Annotated in this window: 22 protein-coding genes and 1 tRNA gene; 15 read left to right on the top strand and 8 right to left on the bottom strand. The window is 72.0% G+C overall.

All coding sequences use genetic code 11. From position 1 onward, the window contains the following. Positions 1-221: 221 nt before the first annotated feature. A complete protein-coding gene (locus tag ASG05_RS00710) occupies positions 222-1,610 on the bottom strand; it encodes an LLM class flavin-dependent oxidoreductase (protein ID WP_056256207.1) in 1,389 nt (462 codons plus the stop codon). Between the two features lie 82 nt (positions 1,611-1,692). Between ASG05_RS00710 and ASG05_RS00705 the strand changes: the two genes are divergently transcribed. Next, complete coding sequence (locus ASG05_RS00705; RefSeq protein WP_235491344.1) at positions 1,693-2,904, top strand: MFS transporter; 1,212 nt, start codon at positions 1,693-1,695, stop codon at positions 2,902-2,904. Between the two features lie 21 nt (positions 2,905-2,925). Here ASG05_RS00705 and ASG05_RS00700 read toward each other — a convergent pair whose 3' ends face one another. Further along, positions 2,926-4,383 (bottom strand): MFS transporter, encoded by a 1,458-nt coding sequence (locus tag ASG05_RS00700; RefSeq protein WP_056256202.1) that lies wholly within the window; start codon positions 4,381-4,383, stop codon positions 2,926-2,928. Positions 4,384-4,465: 82 nt separating this feature from the next. Between ASG05_RS00700 and ASG05_RS00695 the strand changes: the two genes are divergently transcribed. Continuing rightward, positions 4,466-5,038, top strand: a complete 573-nt coding sequence (locus ASG05_RS00695) for a TetR family transcriptional regulator (RefSeq protein ID WP_056256199.1) — start codon at positions 4,466-4,468, stop codon at positions 5,036-5,038. An 89-nt stretch (positions 5,039-5,127) separates the two neighbouring features. Here ASG05_RS00695 and ASG05_RS00690 read toward each other — a convergent pair whose 3' ends face one another. From ASG05_RS00690 to ASG05_RS00675, 4 genes are all read right to left on the bottom strand, one after another. After that, positions 5,128-6,459, bottom strand: coding sequence for an NAD(P)/FAD-dependent oxidoreductase (locus ASG05_RS00690; RefSeq protein ID WP_056256196.1), 1,332 nt, complete (start codon positions 6,457-6,459; stop codon positions 5,128-5,130). A gap of 116 nt (positions 6,460-6,575) precedes the next feature. Then, positions 6,576-6,869 (bottom strand): hypothetical protein, encoded by a 294-nt coding sequence (locus ASG05_RS00685; protein WP_056256193.1) that lies wholly within the window; start codon positions 6,867-6,869, stop codon positions 6,576-6,578. 97 nt (positions 6,870-6,966) lie between these two features. Beyond that, positions 6,967-7,944, bottom strand: coding sequence for an aldo/keto reductase (locus tag ASG05_RS00680; RefSeq protein WP_056256190.1), 978 nt, complete (start codon positions 7,942-7,944; stop codon positions 6,967-6,969). 55 nt (positions 7,945-7,999) lie between these two features. Continuing rightward, positions 8,000-8,917, bottom strand: coding sequence for an alpha/beta hydrolase fold domain-containing protein (locus ASG05_RS00675; protein WP_056256184.1), 918 nt, complete (start codon positions 8,915-8,917; stop codon positions 8,000-8,002). A gap of 179 nt (positions 8,918-9,096) precedes the next feature. Here ASG05_RS00675 and ASG05_RS00670 point away from each other — a divergent pair, with 179 nt between their 5' ends. Further along, positions 9,097-10,047: a ferritin-like domain-containing protein gene (locus ASG05_RS00670; protein ID WP_056256182.1), complete on the top strand. Its 951-nt coding sequence runs from the start codon at positions 9,097-9,099 to the stop codon at positions 10,045-10,047. 147 nt (positions 10,048-10,194) lie between these two features. Here the strand turns inward: ASG05_RS00670 and ASG05_RS00665 are convergent. Further along, positions 10,195-10,279: transfer RNA gene (locus tag ASG05_RS00665), tRNA-Leu, on the bottom strand. A gap of 109 nt (positions 10,280-10,388) precedes the next feature. Between ASG05_RS00665 and ASG05_RS00660 the strand changes: the two genes are divergently transcribed. From ASG05_RS00660 to ASG05_RS00640, 5 genes are all read left to right on the top strand, one after another. Beyond that, positions 10,389-11,717, top strand: a complete 1,329-nt coding sequence (locus tag ASG05_RS00660; RefSeq protein WP_056256179.1) for a M20/M25/M40 family metallo-hydrolase — start codon at positions 10,389-10,391, stop codon at positions 11,715-11,717. A 28-nt stretch (positions 11,718-11,745) separates the two neighbouring features. After that, the gene (locus ASG05_RS00655; protein ID WP_056256177.1) at positions 11,746-12,588 is read left to right on the top strand and encodes an undecaprenyl-diphosphate phosphatase; all 843 of its coding nucleotides are present in this window, start codon (positions 11,746-11,748) and stop codon (positions 12,586-12,588) included. Continuing rightward, entirely contained in the window at positions 12,585-13,847 is a 1,263-nt protein-coding gene (gene mshC, locus ASG05_RS00650) for a cysteine--1-D-myo-inosityl 2-amino-2-deoxy-alpha-D-glucopyranoside ligase (RefSeq protein WP_056256176.1), read from the top strand. Before ASG05_RS00655 ends, mshC begins: the two co-directional genes overlap by 4 nt. 121 nt (positions 13,848-13,968) lie before the next feature. Beyond that, complete coding sequence (locus ASG05_RS00645; RefSeq protein ID WP_157489991.1) at positions 13,969-15,318, top strand: sensor histidine kinase; 1,350 nt, start codon at positions 13,969-13,971, stop codon at positions 15,316-15,318. Further along, positions 15,315-16,010 carry a response regulator transcription factor gene (locus ASG05_RS00640; RefSeq protein ID WP_056256170.1) on the top strand — a complete coding sequence of 232 codons (696 nt, stop codon included), beginning with the start codon at positions 15,315-15,317 and terminating at the stop codon, positions 16,008-16,010. The genes ASG05_RS00645 and ASG05_RS00640 overlap by 4 nt, the downstream gene beginning before the upstream one ends. 43 nt (positions 16,011-16,053) lie before the next feature. On the opposite strand, the gene ASG05_RS00635 is transcribed toward ASG05_RS00640, so the two are convergent. Continuing rightward, on the bottom strand, positions 16,054-16,965 hold the full coding sequence (locus tag ASG05_RS00635) for a proteasome assembly chaperone family protein (protein ID WP_056256167.1): 912 nt from the start codon (positions 16,963-16,965) through the stop codon (positions 16,054-16,056). Positions 16,966-17,084: 119 nt separating this feature from the next. On the opposite strand from ASG05_RS00635, the gene ASG05_RS00630 reads away from it, so the two are divergent. The 7 genes from ASG05_RS00630 (at position 17,085) to tatC (ending at position 23,183) form a co-directional block, all read left to right on the top strand. Then, positions 17,085-17,777 (top strand): HAD family phosphatase, encoded by a 693-nt coding sequence (locus tag ASG05_RS00630; protein WP_235491343.1) that lies wholly within the window; start codon positions 17,085-17,087, stop codon positions 17,775-17,777. A 68-nt stretch (positions 17,778-17,845) separates the two neighbouring features. After that, positions 17,846-18,871, top strand: coding sequence for a tRNA (adenine-N1)-methyltransferase (locus ASG05_RS00625; RefSeq protein WP_056256160.1), 1,026 nt, complete (start codon positions 17,846-17,848; stop codon positions 18,869-18,871). 105 nt (positions 18,872-18,976) lie between these two features. After that, entirely contained in the window at positions 18,977-19,906 is a 930-nt protein-coding gene (locus tag ASG05_RS00620; protein WP_056256157.1) for an FKBP-type peptidyl-prolyl cis-trans isomerase, read from the top strand. A 25-nt stretch (positions 19,907-19,931) separates the two neighbouring features. Further along, positions 19,932-20,972, top strand: a complete 1,041-nt coding sequence (locus ASG05_RS00615) for a YafY family protein (protein ID WP_056256155.1) — start codon at positions 19,932-19,934, stop codon at positions 20,970-20,972. Continuing rightward, the gene (locus tag ASG05_RS00610; RefSeq protein WP_056256152.1) at positions 20,965-21,957 is read left to right on the top strand and encodes a YafY family protein; all 993 of its coding nucleotides are present in this window, start codon (positions 20,965-20,967) and stop codon (positions 21,955-21,957) included. Before ASG05_RS00615 ends, ASG05_RS00610 begins: the two co-directional genes overlap by 8 nt. 104 nt (positions 21,958-22,061) lie before the next feature. Next, positions 22,062-22,349 carry a twin-arginine translocase TatA/TatE family subunit gene (gene tatA / locus ASG05_RS00605; RefSeq protein WP_056256149.1) on the top strand — a complete coding sequence of 96 codons (288 nt, stop codon included), beginning with the start codon at positions 22,062-22,064 and terminating at the stop codon, positions 22,347-22,349. Positions 22,350-22,427: 78 nt separating this feature from the next. Next, entirely contained in the window at positions 22,428-23,183 is a 756-nt protein-coding gene (tatC, locus tag ASG05_RS00600; RefSeq protein ID WP_056258140.1) for a twin-arginine translocase subunit TatC, read from the top strand. The last annotated feature ends 1 nt before the right edge of the window (position 23,184 follow it).

Here is a 23,184-nt window from a genome sequence, read left to right as displayed (position 1 = left end):
AACGACCATCAGTCCGAATCGTCGCTTCCCCGAGAGGCGACCGGCGTCCACACTAACCACGGCCCCCACGCCGCGTCATGTCGCCGACCACCCTCCGAGGGGCCCGTGAGTCACCTGCCGTTATCGAATCGTTCGGAGAAAAGCCCAGATGGCAACGGCGTGTCGACTTTCGTCGACACGCCGTTGTAACGATCCTCAGATCATCGCCCCCAGGGCCTCCCTCATCCGACCGGGGCTCCGGTCGAGACCTTGAACCGGGCCCCGTGGTGCTCGTCCGGCAGTCGGTCGCCGCGGCCGAACAGCTTCTGCCGCAACGTGCCCGGTTCGTACTCGGTGGGGTAGACGCCTCGGGCCTGCAACACGGGCACGACGTGCTCGACGATGTCCTCGAAGGTGCCCGGCGTGATGGCGTAGGCGAGGTTGAAGCCGTCGACGTCGGTCTCGTCGACCCACTCCTGGAGCTGGTCGGCGATCTCCTCGCCCGAGCCCACGATGCGGGGCCCGAGCCCGCCGATCCCGGCGGCCTCCGCGATGTCGCGGATGGTCCACTCCTTGCCGGTGTCGCCCTCCTGTGCCTGGAAGTTGGCCAGCGCCGACTGGATCGCGTTGCTCTCGACGTCGCCCACCGGGTCGTCGAGCGAGTAGGTCGAGAGGTCGACGCCCATCCAGCCGGACATCAGCGTGAGGGCACCCTCGTGCGAGGCGTAGCGCCGGTACTCCTCGTGCTTCGCCCGGGCGGCCTCGGGGGTGGCGTCGGTGATGATCGTCAGCAACGTGTAGATGCGAGCCGAGTACCGGTCGCGACCGGCGGCCTCGAGGGCGTCCCGGATCTTGCCGACGGTCGCGGCGAGGCGCTCCTTCGTCGGGGCGGCCACGAAGATCGACTCGGCGTTGCCGGCGGCGAAGCGGATGCCCCGCGGGGAGGCGCCGGCCTGGTAGATCACCGGCGTGCGCTGGGGGCTGGGCTCGGCGATGTGGATGCCGGGCACCTTGTAGTAGGTGCCCTCGTGACCGATCTCGTGGACCTTGGCCGGGTCGGTGAAGACCCCCGTCTCGCGGTCACGGACCACGGCGTCGTCCTCCCACGAGCCCTCCCACAGCTTGTAGAGCACCTCGAGGTACTCGTCCGCCTGGTCGTACCGCGCGTCGTGGTCGAGCTGGTCGTCGGCGCCCATGTTGCGCGCCGCACTCGGCAGGTAGCCCGTCACGACGTTCCACCCCACGCGGCCCTCGGTGAGGTGGTCGAGGGTCGACATGCGGCGCGCGAACGGGTACGGGTGCTCGTAGGCGGTGCCGGCCGTGATGCCGAAGCCGAGGTGCTCGGTCGCGGCGGCCATCGCCGAGACGAGCAGCACCGGGTCGCCGACCGGGGTCTGCGTGCCGTTCCGCAGGGCGGCGTCGTGGTTGCCGCCGTACACGTCGTAGGTGCCCAGCACGTCGGCGATGAAGAGGCCGTCGAAGACGCCCTTCTCGAGGAGGCGCGCGAGAGAGGTCCAGTAGCTCAGCTTCGTGTAGTCGGCCGAGCGGTCGTCGGGGTGACGCCAGAGACCGGGGGACTGGTGCCCCACGCAGTTCATGTCGAAGGCGTTGAACCGGATTCGTCGAGTCATGGGGACATCCTCGCCACCCGGGCACGCGCTGTCGCCGGACCCGACACACGGCGTCACACTCGGGGACCCGTAGCCTGTGTCGGTGAACCCGTTCCGCCCTCGCGTCGTCGACCTCGACCGCCCCCGCCTCACCCGCGACGTCTACGTCCTCGGCGTCATCGCGTTCTTCGTGATGGTCGGGTTCGGCGTCGTCGTGCCCGTGCTGCCGGTGTACGCCCGCAGCTTCGGCGTCGACCACGCCCTCGTGGGCGCCGTCCTGTCGGCCTTCGCCCTGATGCGCCTCGTCGCGAGCCCGTTCGTGGGGCGGCTGATCGACCTGATGGGCGAACGGGTCGTCCTCTCGGTCGGCATCGGCATCGTGGCGCTGTCGAGCGGGCTCGCGGGCCTCGCCCAGACGTACCCGCAGCTGCTGCTGCTCCGGGGCGTCGGGGGCATCGGGTCGGCCATGTTCAGCATCGCGGCCATGACCCTGCTGCTCGGGGCGACGGACCCGTCGCTGCGGGCCCGGGCGGTCGGCTTCTACCAGGGCGGGTTCCTCGTGGGCGGCATGGCCGGCCCCGCGCTCGGCGGGCTGCTCGCGACGATCTCGCTGACGGCGCCGTTCTTCTTCTACGCGGGCACGCTCGCGGTGGCTGGGCTCGTCGGCGTGGTGCTGCTGCGCCGGGCACCGCAGCACGCCTCGACGACCGCGGTGGCGCCTCCGGTGCCGATGGGGGTCGTCCTGCGCGACGTGAGGTTCCGCGCCGCGTGCGTGGCCAACTTCGCCCAGGGCTGGTCGTCGCTCGGGGTGCGCAGCGCGCTCGTCCCGGTGCTCGTGGTCGAGGTGTTGCGAGGCCCCACCGCCTGGACGGGCCTGCTCTTCGCCGCCTCCGCCGTGGCCCAGACGCTGGCCCTCGCCCCGGCCGCCCGGTTCGTCGACACGGTGGGTCGACGACCGGCCGTGATCGGCTCCTTCGGCGTCGCCGCCATGGCCCTGTTCGCGGTCTCGTTCGCAGGGGACGTCTGGACCCTCGGCGCCCTGCTCTGCGTCTACGGCGTCGCCACGGCGTTCATGGGCACCGCACCCGCAGCGCTCGTGGGCGACGCGGCAGGCGCCCGCGGTGGCCGCCCGGTCGCGATCTTCTCGATGTGCTCGGACGTGGGGGCCATCGCCGGGCCGCTCGTCGCCGGGCTGCTCGTGGACACGGTCTCGTACCCCGCGGCGTTCGGCGTGGCGGCCGTCTTCCTCGCCGTCGCCGCCGTGACGGCGGTCCGACTCCCTCGGACCGCCGTCGGCGCCCCCACCCCGGCCTGACCGGCCACGGGGGCCTGCGGGTCAGCCCAGGTGCACGGGTGCCTGGGTGGGCAGCAGGTCCTCTTTCCGACCGCGGATCAGCACGAACGAGATCGGTGCGGCCAGCAGCATGGCGATCGCGGCGGCGAGGAACGCCACCGAGTAGCCGTCGACGAACGGACCGAGCGGCCCGCCCACCGTCGACGTCGACGAGGCGACCGCCCCGGCGTACACGTTCGTGAAGACGGCGAGTCCGATCGAACCGCCGATCTGCATCATGGCGTTCGACGTCGCGCTGGCGGCCCCGGCGTCGTGCGGCTCCACGCGGCTGAGCGCCAGGTTCTGCATGGGCACGAAGACCCCCGCGAGCCCCACGCCCATGACGAGCAGCGCGGGCAGCACCTGGACGGCGTACGAGCCGTCGGCGGTGATCTGCGTGGCGAGCCAGAGCAGGCCCGCCCCGGCCACCAGCGGGCCGACGATCATCATCGGGCGGGGACCGACGACCGGCAGCAGCTTGGTCAGCAGGGGAGCGCAGACCATGATGACGAGGGTCATCGGCAGGCTCGCGAGCCCGGCCTCGAGGGGGCCGAAGCCGAGCACGATCTGCAGGTGGAAGGTCAGGTAGAGCAGGGCCCCGATCATCACGCTGCCGACGATCAACTGCACGAGGAACGCCCCGCCGCGGACGCGGTCGGCCAGCACGCGCATCGGCAGCAACGGGTGGTCGCTGCGCCGCTCGACGACGACGAAGAGCGCGAGCAGACCGGCGCCGAGGGCGATGAAGCCGATGACGACGGCCGACCCCCAGCCGTCCTCGGCCCGGGTGAAGCCGTAGACGAGGCTGGCGAGGCCGGCCGCGACGACGATCGTGCCGACGACGTCGAGGCGGTTGCGCCCCTCGGCGCGGCTCTCGCTCACGACGAGCGCGGCCGCCACGATGGCGACGACCACGATCGGCACGTTGACCAACAGGCACCAGCGCCAGCTGACGAACTCGGTGAGCACGCCGCCGAGCACGAGTCCGACGGCCGCACCGGCGCCCGAGATGGCGCCGAAGACGGCGAACGCCGTGTTGCGGTCGCGTCCCGAGGCAAACGTCGTGGTCAGCACGGCGAGGGCGGCCGGGGCGAGCAGTGCGGCGAAGACGCCCTGCAGGCCGCGGGCGACGATGAGCTCGCCGCCGGTCTGCACGAGACCGCCGAAGGCCGAGGCCGCGCCGAAGCCGACCATGCCGACGATGAAGGTGCGCTTGCGCCCCCAGAAGTCGGCGATGCGGCCGCCGAGCAGCAGCAGGGCGCCGAAGGCGAGGGCGTAGGCCGTGACGACCCACTGGCGGTTCTCGTCGCTCAGGCCGAGGTCGGCCTGGGCGTCGGGCAGGGCGATGTTGACGATGGTGCCGTCGAGGACGACGACGAGTTGCGCGAGGGCGACGATGACGAGCACCCACCAGCGGCGCGACGAGCGCGTCTCGGTGGGGGCGGGGGCGACGGTGGTCACTGCGGTACCTGTTTCTCTGAGGGGGACGACGGATCACCCTACCTACTAGTTGGTTGGTTCGTAAGTCGGCTACGGTGATCCGATGCGAACCGATGCTGCCGAGACCCGTCGAGCCATCCTCGAGGCGGCGACGGCCGAGTTCTCGCGCCACGGCCTGGCCGGGGCGCGCGTCGACCGCATCGCCGCCGAGGCCGGGTGCAGCAAGGAGCGCCTCTACGCGAACTACGGCGACAAGCGTTCGCTCTTCACGACCGTGCTGAACGGCACCTTCGAGACCATGGGTGACGCGGCGTCGCGCCCCGCCGGGAGCATCGAGGAGTTCGCCCTCGCCGTCTTCGACCACATGCAGGCCCACCCCGACCACAGCCGGCTGATCGCCTGGGCACGACTCGAGGGCGAGCACGACTGGGAGGCCTCCGTGCCCACCTTGCGCGCCGTCCAGGACGCCGCCCTGGCCCAGCTCGACCACCTCCGTGACGACCCGGCCGTGACGGTGTCCTGGAGCAGCGACGACATCTTCGCCCTGGTCATGTCGCTCGCCCGGGCCTGGCAGAACCTCCCCGGTCTCGGCGAGGCGCACCCGGGCGTCGTCCTCGACCCCGCCCTGCAACGCGAGATCGTGCGCGAGGCCGTGCGTCGCCTGACGACCGCCTGACCCGGGCACGGCCCGCCGACCGGCACCGACGACGGAGGAGGCGCGCCCCGGTCACCCGGGACGCGCCTCCTTCGGTCGTCGACTCGCGTCTACTTCTTCGCGTCGACCTTCGGGGTGACCTTGAGGAACCCGGCGCGCGGGTCGCCGAGCCCCACCAGGGGAGTCGTGTCGCGGCCGCCGACGAAGTTCGTCACCCAGCCGGACAGGATGCGGTACTTGCGGTTCAGGGTCGGCATCGCGTACAGGTGGTAGCCACGGTGCGCCAGCCAGGCCGGCACGTTCTTGAGCTGCAGGCCGAACATGCTGGCCGCACCCTTGCCGATGCCGTAGCTCGCCACGGTGCCGAGCGACTCGTGGCGGTACTCCTTGACCGGCTCGCCCGACAGCGTCGCGATGACGTTGTCGGCGACCGTGACCGCCTGCCGCACGGCGTTCTGCGCGTTCGGCGGGTAGTACGCCGGCTGCTTCTCGGCCAGCAGGTCGGGGACCTGCGCGCCGTCGCCGAGCGCCCAGACGCCGTCGAGCTTCTGGCCGTCCTCGGTCTGGACCTGCAGGGTGGCGCTGACGTTGACGTGACCCTTCGGGCCGAGGGGCAGGCCCATGTCGCCGAGGACGGGGTTCGGCTTGACGCCGGCCGTCCAGACGATGGTGCCGGCCGGGATGGTCTCGCCGTCGCTCAGCACGACGTCGCCGTCGACGCACGAGGGCATCGTGGTCTTGAGACGGATGTCGATGCCGCGTCCGCGCAGCTGGCCGAGCGTCCACTTCGAGAGCTCGGGGCCGACCTCGGGCGCGACGCGGTCGAGCGCCTCGACCAGGACGAAGCGCAGCTCGTCGCGGGACAGGTTCGGGAACGTGTCGACGGCCGAGTTGGCGGCGTCGGACAGCTCGGCGAGCGCCTCGACGCCGGTGTAGCCGCCACCGACGAACACGACGGTCAGCAGCTTCCGACGGACGGCGGGGTCCTTGACGCTGGCGGCCTCGGCGATGTTGCCCAGGATGCGGTCGCGGACGTACTGGGCCTCTTCGACGCTCTTGAAGCCCACGCCGTTCTCGGCCAGGCCCGGCGTCGGGAAGGTCCGGGTGACGGCGCCGAGGGCGACGACCAACTGGTCGTAGGCGATGTCGCTCGCCTCGCCGTCGGCGCTGGTCACGGTGACCGTCTTGGCCTCGCTGTCGAGCCCGGTGACGGACGCCTCGACGACCTTGGTCCGCTTGAGCGTCTTGCGCAGCGGCACCGTCACGTCACGGGCCGCGATGTGGCCGCCGGCGACCTCGGGCAAGAACGGTTGGTAGGTGAAGTACGGGGCCTGGTCGACGAGGGTGATGCTCGCCGCCTGGGGTGGGTGCCGCTTCTGCAGTTCGAGTGCGGTGGTGAGCCCGGCGGAACCGCCGCCGAGAATTACGATTCGCTTGGTCATGTATGTGTTCCTCCCTCAGACGACCGTACCCCGGGCCGGTCGGCGGGGTGACACACACGACGAGGCGGTCCGGGCCCACGACAGGCCCGGACCGCCCGGTCCTGCAGGTGTGTGGCTCAGCGACCGCCGTCGACGTCGCTCTGCGTGAACGACCCGTCGGGCTCACCGTCGTGCGGGCCGCCGGTCGTGGCGGACTCGTCGGGGACGTCGGCGTCGACGTACGACCCGTCGCCCTCGCTGGTGCCGGGCTCCTCGGTGTAGGTGCCGTCGGCCTCGCCGTCGTGCGGCCCTCCGGTGCGGGCGCTGCCGCCGTGGAGGTCGTCGTCGACGTACGAGCCGTCCTGGGCCGAGACCCGGTCGTCGGCGTTCGAGCCGTGATCGTGCTCGTGGTGGTTGGCGTCGCTGCCCATGGCTGCTCCCGTTCGTCGAGGTCGGACGGCGACGTCGCCGTCCGTGCCGCTCACCCTAGACCGCGGGGCGGTCTATCGGACGAGACGCGGCGCCTGCTCAGAAGCCTTCGTTCTCGCGGGTCACGTACGGCGACTCGAGGGTGTCGAGCTCGTCGTCGGTCAGCCACAGGTCGACCGAGGCGACGGCGTCGTCGAGGTGCTGCATCTTCGTGGCCCCGACGATGGGCGACGTGACGGCGTCCTGCTGCCGCACCCAGGCCAGCGCGACCTGGGCGCGCGAGACGCCCCGCGCCTCCGCGACGTCGGCGACGGCCCGGGCGACGCGGCGGTCGCCGTCCTCGCGCTGCTTGTAGAGCGTCTGACCGAACCGGTCGGACTCGGTGCGCGTGGTCGTGGCGTCCCAGTCCCGCGTCAGCTTGCCGCGGGCGAGGGGGGACCAGGGCAGCACCCCGACGCCCTGGTCGAGGCAGTACGGGTGCATCTCGCGCTCCTCCTCTCGCTGGATCAGGCTGTACTGGTCCTGCATCGAGACGAAGCGCGTCCAGCCGCCGAGGTCGGCGGCGTGCTGCATCGTCGCGAACTGCCACGCCCACATGCTCGAGGCACCGACGTACCGCGCCTTGCCGGCCTTGACGACGTCGTGCAGCGCCTCCATGGTCTCCTCGACCGGCACCTCGGGGTCGAAACGGTGGATCTGGTAGAGGTCGACGTAGTCCGTCCCCAGGCGGCGCAGGCTGTCGTCGATCGCGCTCATGACGTGGCCCCGGCTGAGCCCGGCGCCGTTCGGCCCGGGACGCATGCGACCGTGCACCTTGGTCGCCAGGACGACCTCCTCGCGCGGGGCGAAGTCGCGCAGGGCCCGGCCGACGATCTCCTCACTCGTGCCGTCCGAGTAGACGTCGGCGGTGTCGAAGGTCGTGATGCCGAGCTCGAGCGCCCGGGCGATGAACGGCCGGCTCTCGTCCTCGGGCAGGCTCCACTCGTGCGTCCCGCGCTCGGGCACCCCGTAGCTCATGCAGCCGAGGGTCACTGCCGAGACCGTCAGACCGCTCGTGCCCAGTCGTGCGTACTCCATGGGTCGTCCCTCTCGTCGTCCTGGCGTGGCACCGGCGGCCCCGCCGCCTGCGACCCTACGCGCGGGCGGCGGCGGGCCGACCCGCCGGGGGCGCGTCCCCGCGGATCACCGAGGCGGCGTGACGGACCGCACGCCGCGCCTCCGGGGTCCAGGGCGCCCCGACGAAGACGTGGAACGCCCCGCGGTACAGGCGCAGTTCGGCTCGCCCCCCGGTTCCGGTGACGCCCCGCACCAGCCGCGTCACGTCGGGCGTCAGCAGGTCGCGGTCGCCGGCGTAGGCGAACACCGGCGGCAGCCCCGAGAGGTCGCCGCGCACCGGGCTGACGACGGGGTCGGCCGGGTCGCGGTCGCCCGCCCACCACCGGCCTGCCGCCATGAGCCCGTCGCGACCGAGCATCGGGTCGACGGCCGCCACCTCGCGCGCACCGGGGGAGTCGAGCACCGCGTCGACCCACGGCGAGAACAACACCAGCGCGTCGGGCGCCGGGCGGCCGGCGTCGCGGGCCCGCATCGCGGCGACCAGGGCGAGCGCCCCGCCCGCGGAGTCGCCCGAGAGCACGAGGCGGGACGGGGAGGCGCGGCGAGCGTCGTCGAGGACGGCGTCCAGCACCGGCAGCGCCTCGTCCACGTCGTGCGCCGGGGCCAGCCCGTAGAGCGGGACGCTGACGACGGCTCCGGAGGCGTGGACGAGCCGGGCGAGGAGGTCCCAGTGGGTGGTCCGGACGGGGTGGACGTAGGCGCCCCCGGGGAGGTGGACGACGTGCACGCCGCTCGGGGCCCGACGCGGCCGGAGGGTGACGACCGTGACCCCGGCGACCTGCGCCTCCTCGACGATCGCGACCCGTCGAGCCGCCCGCGAGACCGGGGCGGCGGAGCCCTGGCGGGCGATCGACCGCACGAGGGAGTCCTCCGACTCGGTCGACCTCGGTCGGAAGCGCAGCAGGGCCCGGGTGACGGCCATCGAGAGCGACATGACCCGACCCTACGGGCGTCGTCGACGCCGGGGCGGAACGGGGGCTGGCGATCGGGCCCCGTCGGGGGATAGCTTGACCCCCGTACGGGTCACCCGACCCCGACGTCGCCGGTGCCGTCATCTGGGAGCGCGCATGGGCGGTACGCATCGCTGCACGAATCCACCCCGAAGGAACGACGATGTTCGACACACGTTTCATCAGCAGTGCCATCTCCCGGAGCGCCGAGACCCCCATCGACCGACGACGGCTGCTCGCCGCCGCCGGCGTCACGGGCCTCGGCACGGGGCTCGCCGCGGTCGCCGCGACGCTGCCCGCCCAGTCCGCCGCCGCCGTCTCGCCGTCCGACGAGGCGATCAGCGACTCGACCATCTTGAACTTCGCCCTCAACCTCGAGTACCTCGAGGCGGAGTTCTACCTCCGAGCCGTCACCGGCTCGGGACTGCCCGCCGACCAGATCACCGGCATCGACCCCCAAGGAGCCGTGACCGGAGGGGCTCCCGTCCCGTTCAAGACGACGATCGTCAAGCGCATCGCCCAAGAGATCGCGGCCGACGAGAAGGCGCACGTCGCCTTCCTGCGGTCGGCGCTCGGCGGGGCCAAGGTGTCGCGCCCGGCGATCGACCTCAAGAGCAGCTTCACGGCGGCGGCCCTCGCGGCCGGCGTCATCACGCCGGGCCAGACCTTCGACCCGTTCGCCTCGGAGGAGAACTTCTTGCTCGGGGCGTTCATCTTCGAGGACGTCGGCGTCACCGCCTACAAGGGGGCCGCGCCCCTGATCTACAACAAGACCTACCTCGGGGCGGCCGCCGGCATCCTCGCGGTCGAGGCCTACCACGCGGGCATCATCCGCACCACGCTGAACGCCAAGGGGTTGCAGGTGCCCGCGACGAAGATCTCGGACGCCCGCGACTCCCTCGACGGGTCGACGGACGACGACCAGGGCCTGACCCTCGGCGGCGTGCAGAACCTCGTGCCGACCGACGCCAACGCGATCGTCTACGGACGGACCGCCGAGCGCGTGCTCAACGTCGTGTACCTGACGCCGAACCAGATCGACAAGGGCGGGTTCTTCCCGCAGGGCATCAACGGGGCGATCGTCGCGAGCGGCAACCCCGGCAGCGCGGTCTGACGACCGACGACGGCCGGCGAACCCAGGAAGATCCCTGAACCAAGGAAGGCCCGCACACCCAGGGTGTGCGGGCCTTCCGTCGCTTGCGAGCAAGCATCTGTCTCAACACAGATCGTGGGGAACATCCCTGGAGAGAGGTGTTCCGAGTGTCCGAGGGGGGACTTGAACCCCCACGCCCTATACGGGCACTAGCACCTCAAGCTAGCGCGTCTGCCATTTCCGCCACCCGGACCGGATGGTGCCGACCGAAGCCGACACGAAAGATTAGCACGGCTCCGAGGGCCCTCGTGACCACGGCCACCTCCGTCGCCACGACCGGCGGCACAGGTAGCGTGGGGCGCATGACGACCACCCCCACGAGCACCGGCCCGACCGATCCCGAGCTCGACGAGACGGCCCGCATCGCCCGCGACCTGATCCGCTTCGACACGTCGAACTACGGCGGCGGACGGTCGAACGGCGAGGCCGACGCGGCCGAGTACGTCGAGGCCGCGCTCCGTGACCTGGGCCTCGAGCCGCAGCTGTTCGAGTCCGAGCCCGGCCGGGTCAGCGTGATCGCCCGCGTCGAGGGGGCCGAGCCGGCCAAGCCCGGCCTCGTCGTCCACGGCCACCTCGACGTCGTCCCCGCCGACCCGGCCAACTGGTCGGTCGACCCGTTCGGCGGGGTGGTGCGCGACGGCATGCTCTGGGGGCGGGGAGCCGTCGACATGAAGAACATGGACGCCATGATGCTGACGGCCGTCGGCGACATCCTCCGCGCCGGCGAACGACCCGCCCGCGACCTCGTCCTGGGCTTCCTCGCCGACGAGGAGGCCGGGGGAGTCCTCGGCTCGCACTTCCTCGTGACCGAGCACCCCGGCCTGTTCGACGGCGCCACCGAGGCGATCAGCGAGGTCGGCGGCTACTCGACCTTCATCGACGGTCGCCGCTCGTACCTGCTGCAGACCGGCGAGAAGGCCCTCATCTGGATCAAGCTGCGGACGCGCGGCACCGCGGGCCACGGATCGCAGATGATCGAGGCGAACGCCGTCACACGACTCGCCGAGGCCGTCGCCGTCCTCGGGCGGCAGCAGTGGCCGATCGTCCTCACCGACACGACGACCGCGCTGCTCGGCGAGGTGGCGCGCATCCTCGACGTCGACGTGCACGAGGTCGCGCCCGACGAGCTCGTCCTGCGCACCGGCACCGCGAAGGGCTTCATCCGCGGGTCGCTGCGCACGACGACGAACCCCACGATGCTCACGGCGGGCTACAAGCACAACGTCGTGCCCGACACGGCCGAGGCCCTCGTCGACATCCGCTGCATGCCCGGGCAAGAAGCGGCCGTGCTCGCCGAGGTGCGGTCGCTGATCGGCGACGACGTCGAGATCGAGACGATGCACACCGACATCGGCCTCGAGACGCCCTTCTCGGGCCCCCTGGTCGAGGCCATCACGGCGACCCTCGACCGGCACGACCCGGGCGCGCCCGTGCTGCCCTACCTGCTCTCTGGCGGCACCGACAACAAGGCGCTCAGCCTGCTCGGCATCGCGGGCTACGGGTTCGCGCCCCTCCGGCTCGACGAGGGCATGGACTTCCCGGCGATGTTCCACGGGGTCGACGAGAGGGTGCCGCTCGACGCACTATCCTTTGGCAGTCGCGTCCTGCGGGACTTGTTGTCGACCTACTAGCACCCCCCGCACCAGAAGGGTCACCCGCGTGGAGCATCTCCTCCAGGCACTCCTGCTCGGCCTCGTCCAGGGCCTCACGGAGTTCCTCCCCGTCTCGTCGAGCGCGCACCTGCGGCTCGTCGGCCTGTTCTTCAGCGACCCCGGGGCGGCGGCCGAGTTCGACCCGGGCGCCACGTTCACGGCCATCACGCAGCTCGGCACCGAGCTCGCGGTGGTCATCTACTTCTGGCGCGACATCACCCGCATCGTCTCGCGCTGGTTCGCGGGGGTCACGGGCAAGATCCCGCGCACCGACCCCGACGTGCGCATGGGCTGGCTCGTCATCATCGGCACGGTGCCGATCGTCCTCGTCGGCTACGTGGCCCAGGAGTACATCCGCACGGTCTTCCGCTCCCTCTGGATCGTGGCGATCGTCCTGATCGTGTTCGGCGTGCTGCTCGGGCTCGCCGACCGTCTCGGCAAGAAGACCGAACGCTTCGAGGACATGCGCTACGGCCACGGCATCGCCGTCGGCCTCGCCCAGGTGCTGGCGCTCTTCCCCGGCGTCTCGCGGTCCGGGGCGACCACCACCACGGCCCTGGCCCTCGGCTACACGCGCCCGGCGGCCGCCCGGTTCTCGTTCCTGCTGGCGGTGCCCGCGGTCTTCGGCAGCGGCCTGTACGAGCTCGTCCAGAGCTTCAGCGAGCCCGGCCCCTACTCGCTCGGTGAGACCCTGGCCGCGACCGTCGTGGCCTTCGTGGTCGGCTTCGTCGTCATCGCGTTCTTCATGAACTACATCTCGCGGCGCAGCTTCGCCCCCTTCGTGGCCTACCGCATCGTGCTCGGCGTCGTCCTGCTCGTCCTCCTCGGCACGGGCGTGGTGGCCGCGTGAGGTCCTGGGCAGAACCCGACGTCCCGCGCCTCCCGGGCCTCGGCGACCTCCCGTCGCTGCACGACACGTCGACCGGCACGGTGCACCCCACCGAGGTCGACGGCTCGCGGGCCGGGCTGTACGTCTGCGGCATCACGCCGTACGACGCCACCCACCTGGGCCACGCGTCGACCTACCTGGCCTTCGACACCCTGCTGCGGGTCTGGCGCGACGCCGGGGTCGAGGTCGTCTACGCACAGAACACGACCGACGTCGACGACCCGCTCCTCGAGCGCGCGACCGCGACCGGCGTCGACTGGCGCGCACTCGCCGACGGTCAGACCGACCTCTTCCGCAGCGACATGGAGCACCTCGCCGTCGTGCCGCCGACGCACTACGTCGCGGTGACCGAGGTGGTGACCGACGTCGCCGAGGCCGTGGCGCGCCTCCTCGACCGGGGTCTCGCCTACCCCGTGCCGACCGACGACTCGTCGGCCGGCGACGACCTCTACTTCGACGTCCGCCGGGCCGAGCACGAGACCGACTGGCACCTGGGCCTCGAGAGCCGCTACGACGCCGAGACCATGGCCCGCTTCTTCGCCGAACGCGGGGGAGACCCCGACCGCCCCGGCAAGCGCGACCCGCTCGACCCCCTGCTCTGGCGGGCGGCCCGTGACGACGAGCCCTCGTGGCCCACCGTGCTCGGTGCAGGCCGGCCCGGCTGGCACATCGAGTGCACGGTGATCGCGCAGCAGCACCTCGACGTCCCGATCACGGTGAACGGCGGCGGCAGCGACCTCGTCTTCCCGCACCACGAGATGAGCACGGCCCACGGCACGGCTCTCACCGGGCGCCCGTACGCCGTGCACCACACGCACACCGGCATGGTCGGGTACCAGGGCGAGAAGATGAGCAAGTCGCTCGGCAACCTGGTCAAGGTGAGCGAGCTCGTCGCCGCCGGCCGTGATCCGAGGGCCGTCCGCCTCGCCCTCCTGTCGCACCACTACCGCTCCGACTGGGAGTGGTTCGACGCCGACCTCGTCGACGCCGAGGCCCGCCTCGTCCGGTGGCGCACCTGGGCCGCGACGAGCGAAGGAGGCGCGGCGTCGGTCCCGGCGCCCACCCCGCTGGTCGTCGCCCTGCGGTCCGCCCTCGGGTCCGACCTCGACACGCCGGCGGCCCTGCTCGCCGTCGACGCCGTCGTCGCCGGGGGCACGACGCCGTCCGAGGTGGACGTCGACGCCGTGCAGGCGCTGCTGGGAGTCGACTTGCGTCCCTGAGCCGGTGAGCCCCGGGTTCGACCCGCTCTTCCCGCCTCGAAACGGGTCGGACGACCCGTTTTGCATGCATATGCATGAGACTCTCTCAACCAGCACGATCGTCTGCCCTACGATGGTCGGCGTGCACCCGTCGACCACCACCGTCTCGGCCCCGTCCGACGCGTCGGTCGACGAACGGCGCCCCCTCACCCGGCGCGACGGCCGCGTCGACCTCTGGATCGCCGGCCTCGTCTTCGGGCTGGGCCTCGCGACGCTCTGGCTGAGCGCCGTCATCGTCGACGGCTCCGAGGGCGCCGGCACGCCCTCGACCGTCGAGTCGGTCCTCTGGCTCGCCGCCCTGTGTGCGCCCGTCGCCCTGCGCCGACGACGTCCCGTCGCGGTGCTCGTCGTCGTCTCGGCCGTCTTCCTGGCCGCACAGCTGAGGGGCTACCCCGACACGCTGACCCCGTCCATCGTCGAGTTCGTCGCGATCTTCACCGCGAACGCCTGGGCCGCCCGTCGCGGTCGGGCGCTCGTCGTCAGCGTCGCCGTGACGGCCGTCATGTTCGTCTGGCTCGGGGTGTGGTTGCGGACGGTCTACGTCTCGGGCGCCGAGTCGCCCGACGCCGTCGCCCTGGCCACGATCGCGTACACCCTCGTGTCGAACGGCATCGTCCTGGTGACCGCCATCGCCTTCGGCCGTGCGGCGCGGGTCTCGGCCACCCGCCTGCACGCACTCGAACGCACCGGGGTCGAGCTGCGGGCCGCCCACGAGCTCGTGGCCGACCGGGCGATCAACGAGGAGCGCACGCGACTGGCCCGCGAGCTGCACGACGTCGTGGCCCACCACGTCGCCGTCATCGGCATCCAGGCAGGTGCGGCCCGGCGGACCCTCGACCGGCCCGAGATCGCCCGCGGCGCACTGGCCGCCGTCGAGGGCACGGCGCGGACCACCATCGACGAGCTCGAACGCCTGTTGAGCGTGCTGCGGTCACGCGACGGCGAGACGGACCCCGGCCCCTCCGGCCTCGCCGCCCTGCCCGACCTGATGACCGACACCCGCGCCCTGGGCCTCGAGGTCCGCTTCTCGGTGCACGGTGACCCGCGCGAGGTCCCCGAGAGCATCGGCGTCACGCTCTACCGCATCACCCAAGAGGCCCTGACCAACACCCTCAAGCACGGCAACGCGTCCCTCGCCGAGGTGTCGCTGCGGTACGGCGACCGCACCGTCGAGGTCGAGGTGGTCGACGACGGACGCCCCGGCCCCACGCCCTACCCGGGGGCGGGACGCCCGAACGACGCCGCCACGTCCGGCGCCGGCCTCGGGCAGCGGGGCATGCGCGAACGCGTCGACCTGCACGGTGGCGAACTGCACCTCGGCCCGAGACGTCGCGGCGGCTACCGCGTCCGAGCCGTCCTGCCCGTCGGAGCCTGCGTCGACTCCCGTCCCCGCGAGCACGCCGTCACCCCCGACCCCTCCGAGAGAGCATGAACGACACCACCGATCCGATCAGCGTCCTGCTCGTCGACGACCAGGACCTCGTCCGCACGGGGTTCCGCATCATCCTCGACACCGCCCCCGACCTCCGGGTCGTCGGCGAGGCCCGCGACGGGCTGCAGGCGGTCGACCTCGCCCGGCGGCTCCGCCCCGACGTGGTCGTGATGGACATCGAGATGCCCGTCCTCGACGGCCTCGAGGCCACCCGGCGCATCCTCGAGCAGACTCCCCACGACGGCCCCGCCGTCCTCGTGCTGACCACCTTCGGTCGCGACGACTACGTGTTCGGAGCGCTGCGGGCCGGGGCGAGCGGGTTCCTCCTGAAGACGGCCACCCCCGAAGAGCTGATCGAGGGGATCGCGGTCGTGCACCGCGGCGACGCGCTCCTCTCGCCACAGCTCACCCGGGCCGTCGTCGAGCGTGCCGTCGGTGACGGCACGACCGCCCGCATCGTGGTGCCGAGCCCCGACCTCGCGACCCTGACCGACCGTGAGCGCGAGGTGCTCGACCGCCTGGCGTCGGGGGAGTCCAACGCCGAGATCGCCCGTCGGCTCTTCCTCGGCGAGGCCACCGTCAAGACGCACGTCTCGAACGTGCTCGGCAAGCTCGGGCTGCGCGACCGCACGGCGGCCGTCGTGTACGCCTACGAGAACGGCGTGGCCGTCCCCGGCGAGGCGCAGCGCTGAGCAGCCCGGCCCGGCACGCCCGTGCCGCCGGCCCGGCCGGGCGTCAGGGGACGGGCGGGTAGCGCGGGTCGTCCGGCCGACCGTCGCCGCCCTTGCCGTCGCGCCGGCGGAGGTAGCGCTCGAACTCCTGGGCGATGGCCTCGCCGCTGGCCTCGGGGCTGTCGACCGTGTCACGGGCCTGCTCGAGCTGCTCGATGTAGCCCGCCATGTCGTCGTCGTCGGCCGCGAGGGCGTCGATGCCCGACTCCCAGGCCGTCGACTCGGCGGCGAGCTCACCGCGGGGGATCGCCACGCCCGACAGCTCGTCGAGCTTCTCGATCAGGGCGAGCGTGGCCTTGGGCGACGGGGCGTTGTGCACGTAGTGCGGCACCGACGCCCAGATCGACAGGGTCGGCACGCCGGCGGCCTCGACGGCGTCGGCCAGGACCGATAGGATGCCCACCGGCCCCTCGTAGGTGCTCCGCTCGAGGGTGTACTCGTCGCGGACCGACTCGTTCTCGCTGCTGACGAAGACCGAGATGGGTCGTGTGTGCGGCACGTCGGCGAGCATCGCCCCGAGGAACACCACGCCCGTGACGTCGTGCACGTCGATGAGGTCGACGATCTCGGCGGCGAAGCCCCTCCAGCTGCGCGACGGCTCGGCCCCGAGCAGCACCAGCACCTCGGTGGCGGAGGCCGCCGGGTCGCGGGGGAGGACCGTCACGGCGTCGGCGGCCGCGTGCAACTGGATGCGCGGCCACACGAGCGTCCGCTCGCCGTCGTCGTCGAGCCCCACCTGGGGCCGGTTGAACTGGTAGTCGATGTACCGCTCACCGTCGAGTTCGGCCACCGGCTCGAGCGACAGCGTCTCGACGAGGCTGCGGGCGACGCCGCTGGCGGCCTCGCCGGCGTCGTTCCAGCCCTCGAAGGCCACCACCAGCAGGCGTCCCGCAGCGAAATTCGACGTGTTCGTCAACCTGAGTCCTCACCGTGCCGGAGGGCGTCCGGCGCTTGACCCTCCACGATAGACCGTGACGACGACGAGGAGGCGCGGGTCGGGGGCCGGGGAGCCCACGCCCGGTAGACTCGTCCGCCGTGACCGAAACCCTGCCTGCCGCCGTCCTGTGGGACATGGACGGAACCCTCGTCGACACCGAGCCGTACTGGTTCCTCTGCCAGGTCGAACTGGTCGAGTCGTTCGGCGGCACCTGGAGCCGCGCCGACGGCGACGCCATGATCGGCAGCGGCCTGTGGCAGTCCGCCCGCGTGCTGCAGTCCCACGGCGTCGAGCTGTCCGAGGACGAGATCATCGACCGCCTGACCACGGCCGTGCTCGAGCGCTCCGCCGTCGAGATCCCCTGGCGGCCCGGTGCGAAAGAGCTGCTCGCCGAGTTGCGCCGCGAGGGCGTGCCCACGGCTCTCGTCACCATGTCGATCCGACGCATGGCCCAGTTCATGGTCGACGCCATCGAGTTCGAGGCGTTCGACGCGATCGTCGCGGGTGACGACGTCGAGCACGCCAAGCCCCACCCCGAGGCCTACCTCCGCGGCGCCGAGCTGCTCGGCGTCGACCCGGCCGACTGCATCGCCATCGAGGACAGCACGCCCGGGCTCGCCTCGGCCGTCGCCGCCGGCACCGTCGCCCTCGGCGTGGAGCACCACGCGCCGCTCGCCGACGACGGCACCTTCATCCGTCGCGACACGCTCGTCGGCACGACCGTCGACGACCTGCGCGACCTCCACCGGGCGGGTCGCGCCCTCCGCGACCGGTCGACCTCCGACTCCTGACCCCCGGTGCGCCCACCGCGCCTCCTGCACCCCTCGGGGTGCGACCCGATCGAAAGCAGCACCGCCGCATGACCGCGATCCGCCGACAGTCCGGCCCCTTCGTCGAGGGTGACAAGGTCCAGCTCACGGGCCCCAAGGGCAAGATGAACACCATCGTGCTGACGCCGGGCGCCGTGTTCCACACCCACCGCGGCATGATCGCGCACGACGACGTCGTCGGGCTGCCCGACGGGTCCGTCCTCGCGAGCACGACCGGCGACGAGTACCTCGCCCTCCGCCCGTTGCTGAGCGACTTCGTCATGTCCATGCCGCGGGGTGCCGCGATCGTCTACCCCAAGGACGCCGCCCAGATCGTCGCCTTCGCCGACATCTTCCCGGGTGCCACGGTGGTCGAGGCCGGGGTGGGCTCTGGTGCGCTGTCGCTCTGGCTGCTGCGTGCCGTCGGCCCCGAGGGGCGCCTGGCCTCGTTCGAGCGCCGCCAGGAGTTCGCCGACGTGGCCGAGGGCAACGTCGCGAGCTTCTTCGGCGCCGAGCCCGGCAACTGGACCGTCACGGTCGGCGACCTCGCCGACGAGCTGCCGGCGGCCATGCCCGACGGCTCGGTCGACCGGGTCGTCCTCGACATGCTCGCCCCGTGGGAGAACGTCGACGTCACGGCCGACGCCCTGAAGCCCGGCGGCCTGGTCGTCTGCTACGTCGCCACGGCGACCCAGCTCTCGCGGACGGCCGAGGCGCTGCGGTCCTCCGGCGCCTTCACCGAGCCCGACGCGTCCGAGACCCTCGTGCGGGGCTGGCACGTCGAGGGGCTGGCCGTGCGCCCGGACCACCGCATGATCGGCCACACCGGGTTCCTCCTCACCGCGAGGCGCCTCGCCCCGGGTGCCGTGTTGCCGCAGCTCAAGCGCCGCCCGTCCAAGTCGGACTACAGCGAGGCCGACGTCGAGGCGTGGACCCCCGGGGCCCTCGGCGACCGGTCGGCGAGCGACAAGAAGCTGCGCAAGACCGCCCGCCAGGCCCGCTCGGCGGCCGACGCCGCCATCGCCGCCACCGAGGCCGTCGACGGTGGCACACCGTCGGGTCCCGCTCCCGCCTGAGCCGCACGAGCGGGGAGGACGCCCCCGCTAAGCTGTCTCCGCATCCGTGCGACCCGACCGGTCGCCCCACTCGACCCCCCGGTCGCCTCGACGAAATGAGTCCCCGTGCGCAAGATCCCCGCCCTCGTCGTGACGGTCGGCCTGCTCGCCTCGATGACGGCCTGCTCGACCGCGACCGGGCCCGGCTCGGCAGGCTGCCCGCCCACGGGCGACGCCGCCTCGGTCGTGACGGCGACGGGGGACTTCGGCTCGAAGCCGGACGTCGACGTGCCCACCCCCATCGTGACGAAGAAGACCGAGGTCTCGACGCTCATCCAGGGTGACGGCCAGCGGCTCGTCGACGGCACGCCGGTGGTCATCGACTACACGCTCTTCGACGGCACCACAGGGCAAGAACTCGAAGACAGCGGGTACGACGGATCGACCAACGTGCCCCTGACCGTGGGCGGCCAGACCCTCGCACCCCTCGTCGACGCGCTCGAGTGCTCGACGGTGGGCTCCCGCGTCGCCGTCGCGGTGAAGGCCAGCGACCTCTCCGCGTCGATCAACGGCGCAGCGGCCACGCCGAACGACGACCCCGACGCCGCCTACGTGGCCGTGGTCGACGTCAAACGCGCCTTCCTCGCCAAGGCCGACGGCGTCCTCCAGCTCGGTGCGAACGGCCTGCCGGCCGTCGTGACCGCGCCCGACGGCGCCCCCGGCATCACCATCCCCGCGGGCGACGCACCCACCAGCGAGGTCGTCCACCTCGTCCGCAAGGGCCACGGCCCCACCCTGACCGCCGACGACACCGCCGTCGTGCAGTTCACGGCGGTCACCTGGAGCCAGCCCTCGACGGTCGCGGGGTCCACGTGGACGAACGGTGGGTCGGCGACGCCGGTCGACCTGGGCGACGCGCAGATCCCCGACGACATCCGGTCCGCCCTGGTCGGCCAGCAGGTCGGTTCGCAGGTCATGGTCGTGCTGCCCGCCTCGGCCGCGAGCGGTGGGTCGGCCTACGTCTACGTGTTCGACGTGCTCGGCGCGATCCGATGACCCCCACCCGCTGAGACGGTCCTCCGTGCCCGCTGCCCGCACCCCCCGCGTCCCCGTCGAAGAGCGTCTGTTCAGCCTCGTGCTGGCCCTGCTCGCGACGGACTCCGGGCTGAGCAAGACCGAGATCCTGTCGACCGTCCAGGGGTACCGGCAGAAGTACTCGCGGTCCGGCGACAACGCCGCCCTCGAGCGACAGTTCGAACGCGACAAGGACGACATCCGCGAGCTGGGCGTCCCCCTCGAGACGATCGACGACCCGTCGGCGGCCGGCAACAACCAGGCCCTCCGCTACCGCATCCCGCGCGGGGCGTACGAACTGCCCGACGACATCGCGTTCTCCTCCGAAGAGACCGCGCTGCTCACGTTGGCCGCCATGGTCTGGCGCGAGGGGTCGCTCTCCCACGAGTCCCGTCGGGCTCTGCTCAAGCTGCGGTCGCTCGGTGGTTCGGCGAGCGTGCCCGAGCTCGAGTACGCCCCCCGCCTCCGGTCGCGCGACGCGGCCTTCGAACCCCTGCGCAGCGCCCTCGACCGGGGCGTCGTCGTGCGGTTCGACTACCTCAAGCCCGGCGACGAGGCCGCACGCCGACGCGAGGTGGCCCCGGCCGCACTCGTCCAGCACCACGGTCGGTGGCTCGTCTCCGCGGTCGAGATCGGCACGGGGGCCGTCAAGACCTTCCTGCTGTCACGCGTCGTCGGTCCGGTGCAGGTCACCTCGACGCCGTTCGCCCGCCCCGACGGCGCCACGGCCGAACGCGCCCTGGCCGACCTCGAGCAGGTCTGGCGCGACCGCACGGCGACCGTCCGCGTCGAGCCCCTGTCGGACGCCGAGACGCGCCTCGGCAAGCGCCGCGGCACGACCCGCGTCGCCCCCGACGCCCTGACAGTCCACTGGACCGACGAGCACCTGCTCGCCGACGAGCTGGCCTCCTTCGGCCCCGAGGTGACCGTCCTCGAGCCCGAGAGCCTGCGGGCACTGGTGCTGGGCCGACTCACCGGCGTGCTGCGTGCGCACGACACGACCCCCTCGTCGGTCGTCGACGGCGTCACGGGAGGCACCGGTGGCTGACGCGCGGGGTGCCCTGCACGCGGCCGACAAGTTGGCCTTCCTGCTCTCGCTCGTCCCCTGGCTGATGGACCACGAACGGGTCAGCGTGGCCGAGGCCGCGGACCACTTCGGCGTGAGCGTGGCCGAGATCCGACGAGCGGTCGAGCTCATCGCCGTCTCGGGGGTCCCGGGCGAGACGACCCAGTACCAGCACGGCGACCTCTTCGACATCGCCTGGGACGACTTCGAGCAGAACGACGTGATCGTCCTGACCAACCTGGTGGCGATCGACGACTCGCCGCGCTTCTCGGCTCGCGAGGCCGCCGCCCTGATCGCGGGTCTGCAGTACCTCTCGTCACTGCCCGAGAACGCGGACCGGGCTGCCATCGCCACGCTGATGAGCAAGTTGTCCCGCGGAGCCTCGAGCGAGCCGAGCCAGGTCGCGGTCGACCAGACCGAGACGAGCGAGGTCCTCGGCCTCGTCGGCCGGGCGGTCGAGACCGGCGTCCAGCTCGAGTTCGACTACAGGGGCACCCGAGGGGTGGCCGAACGTCGCCGGGTCGACCCCCTGCGGGTCGAGTCGGTCGACGCCGACTGGTACCTCCGCGCCTGGGACCACCTCCGCGAGGCCCCTCGCACCTTCCGCCTCGACCGGATAGCCGCCCCTGCGCTCACCTCGACGCCCATCGCCCACCGGGCCGTCGACGTGGCCCTGCCCGAGACCCTCTTCGAGGGATCGCCCGACGACCTCGACGTGGTCGTCGACCTAGACGCGGCGGCGGCCCCCCTGCTGGCCGACTACGGCCCCGACGAACCCGAGGTGCTCGACGGCGGTCGCGTGCGGTTGCGACTGCGGGTCAACCGGCTCGGGACGCTCTGCCGGGTCGTCGCCGGCCTGCCGGGACGCCCTGAGGTCGTCTCGCCCGAGTCCGCTCGCACGGCCGTGGCGGACTGGGTCCGCACGGCGATCGCGCGCTACGACGACGAGGCGACACGCGCCTCCTGACGTTCGTGCGGCGATCCGCCCTGTGGATCGCCTGCGCCGCACCCGTCGCGGGCGACACGTGACGGTAGACTGATCGTCACCCTGCCCCGCAAGGAGACCCCATCATGTTCGGAAACGCGCTCTCAGGCTGGCACCTGATCATCATCCTGGCGATCGTCCTGTTGCTCTTCGGTGCGCCGAAGCTGCCGGCCCTCGCGAAGAGCATCGCCCAGTCGATGCGCATCTTCAAGAACGAGGTCGCCAGCGACAAGAAAGACCCGGTCGACGACTACGACGAGCGTCCCACCCGTCGTTCCGACGAGTCCTCCGCCCGGTCCACCGACTCGACCACCGCTCGTCGCGTCGACGACTCGTACCCGTCGCCCGATCGCGACCTCCCGCCGAAGTCCTGACGCGTGGCCACGACGACGACTCGTGGCGACAGCACCCAGGGGCGAGGTTCAGGCCGCGTCCGCGGTCGCGACGGCAAGATGTCGCTCGGTCAACACCTCCTCGAGTTGCGCAAGCGGCTGTTCATCTCCGCCCTGGCCCTCATCCTGGCCGCTGTCGCCGGTTGGTTCCTCGCTCCCTTCGTCCTCGACGCCCTGAGGTCGCCGGTCGAGGCGATCGCTGCGGCACGAACGGGGGCGACGACCCTCAACTACTCGAACATCACGGGTGCGTTCGACCTCAAGCTCCAGATCGCCGTCACGGTCGGCGTCGTCATCTCGAGCCCGGTCTGGCTGTACCAGGTGTGGGCCTTCATCGTCCCGGCGCTCGTCCGCAAGGAAAAGCTCTACGCCGTCGGGTTCATCGGCACCGCGATCCCGCTCTTCCTCGGCGGCTGCGTCGCGGGGTGGTACGTCCTGCCGCACATCGTCGAGGTCATGACGAGCTTCGTCGACACCCAGGACTCCACGATCATCGAGTCGAAGGTCTACTACGACTTCGTGTTGAAGCTCGTCCTCGCGGTCGGCATCGCCTTCGTGATGCCGGTGTTCCTCGTCCTGCTGAACTTCGTCGGGGTCATCTCCGCGTCCGCGATCATCAAGGGCTGGCGCGTCGCCATCCTCGTGATCGTCCTCTTCACGGCCATCGCGACGCCCTCCGCCGACATCTTCTCGATGTTCCTGCTCGCCGTCCCGATGGTGATCCTGTTCTTCCTCGCCGCGGGGGTGGCCTGGTTGCACGACCGCCGCGTGGCGAAGCGGGCAGCAGCCCTCGACGCCGAGCTGGCTGCGAGCTGAT

Source organism: Frigoribacterium sp. Leaf186 (assembly GCF_001423905.1).
Classification (GTDB): domain Bacteria; phylum Actinomycetota; class Actinomycetes; order Actinomycetales; family Microbacteriaceae; genus Frigoribacterium.
This window is presented reverse-complemented; position numbering and strand designations above follow the sequence as displayed.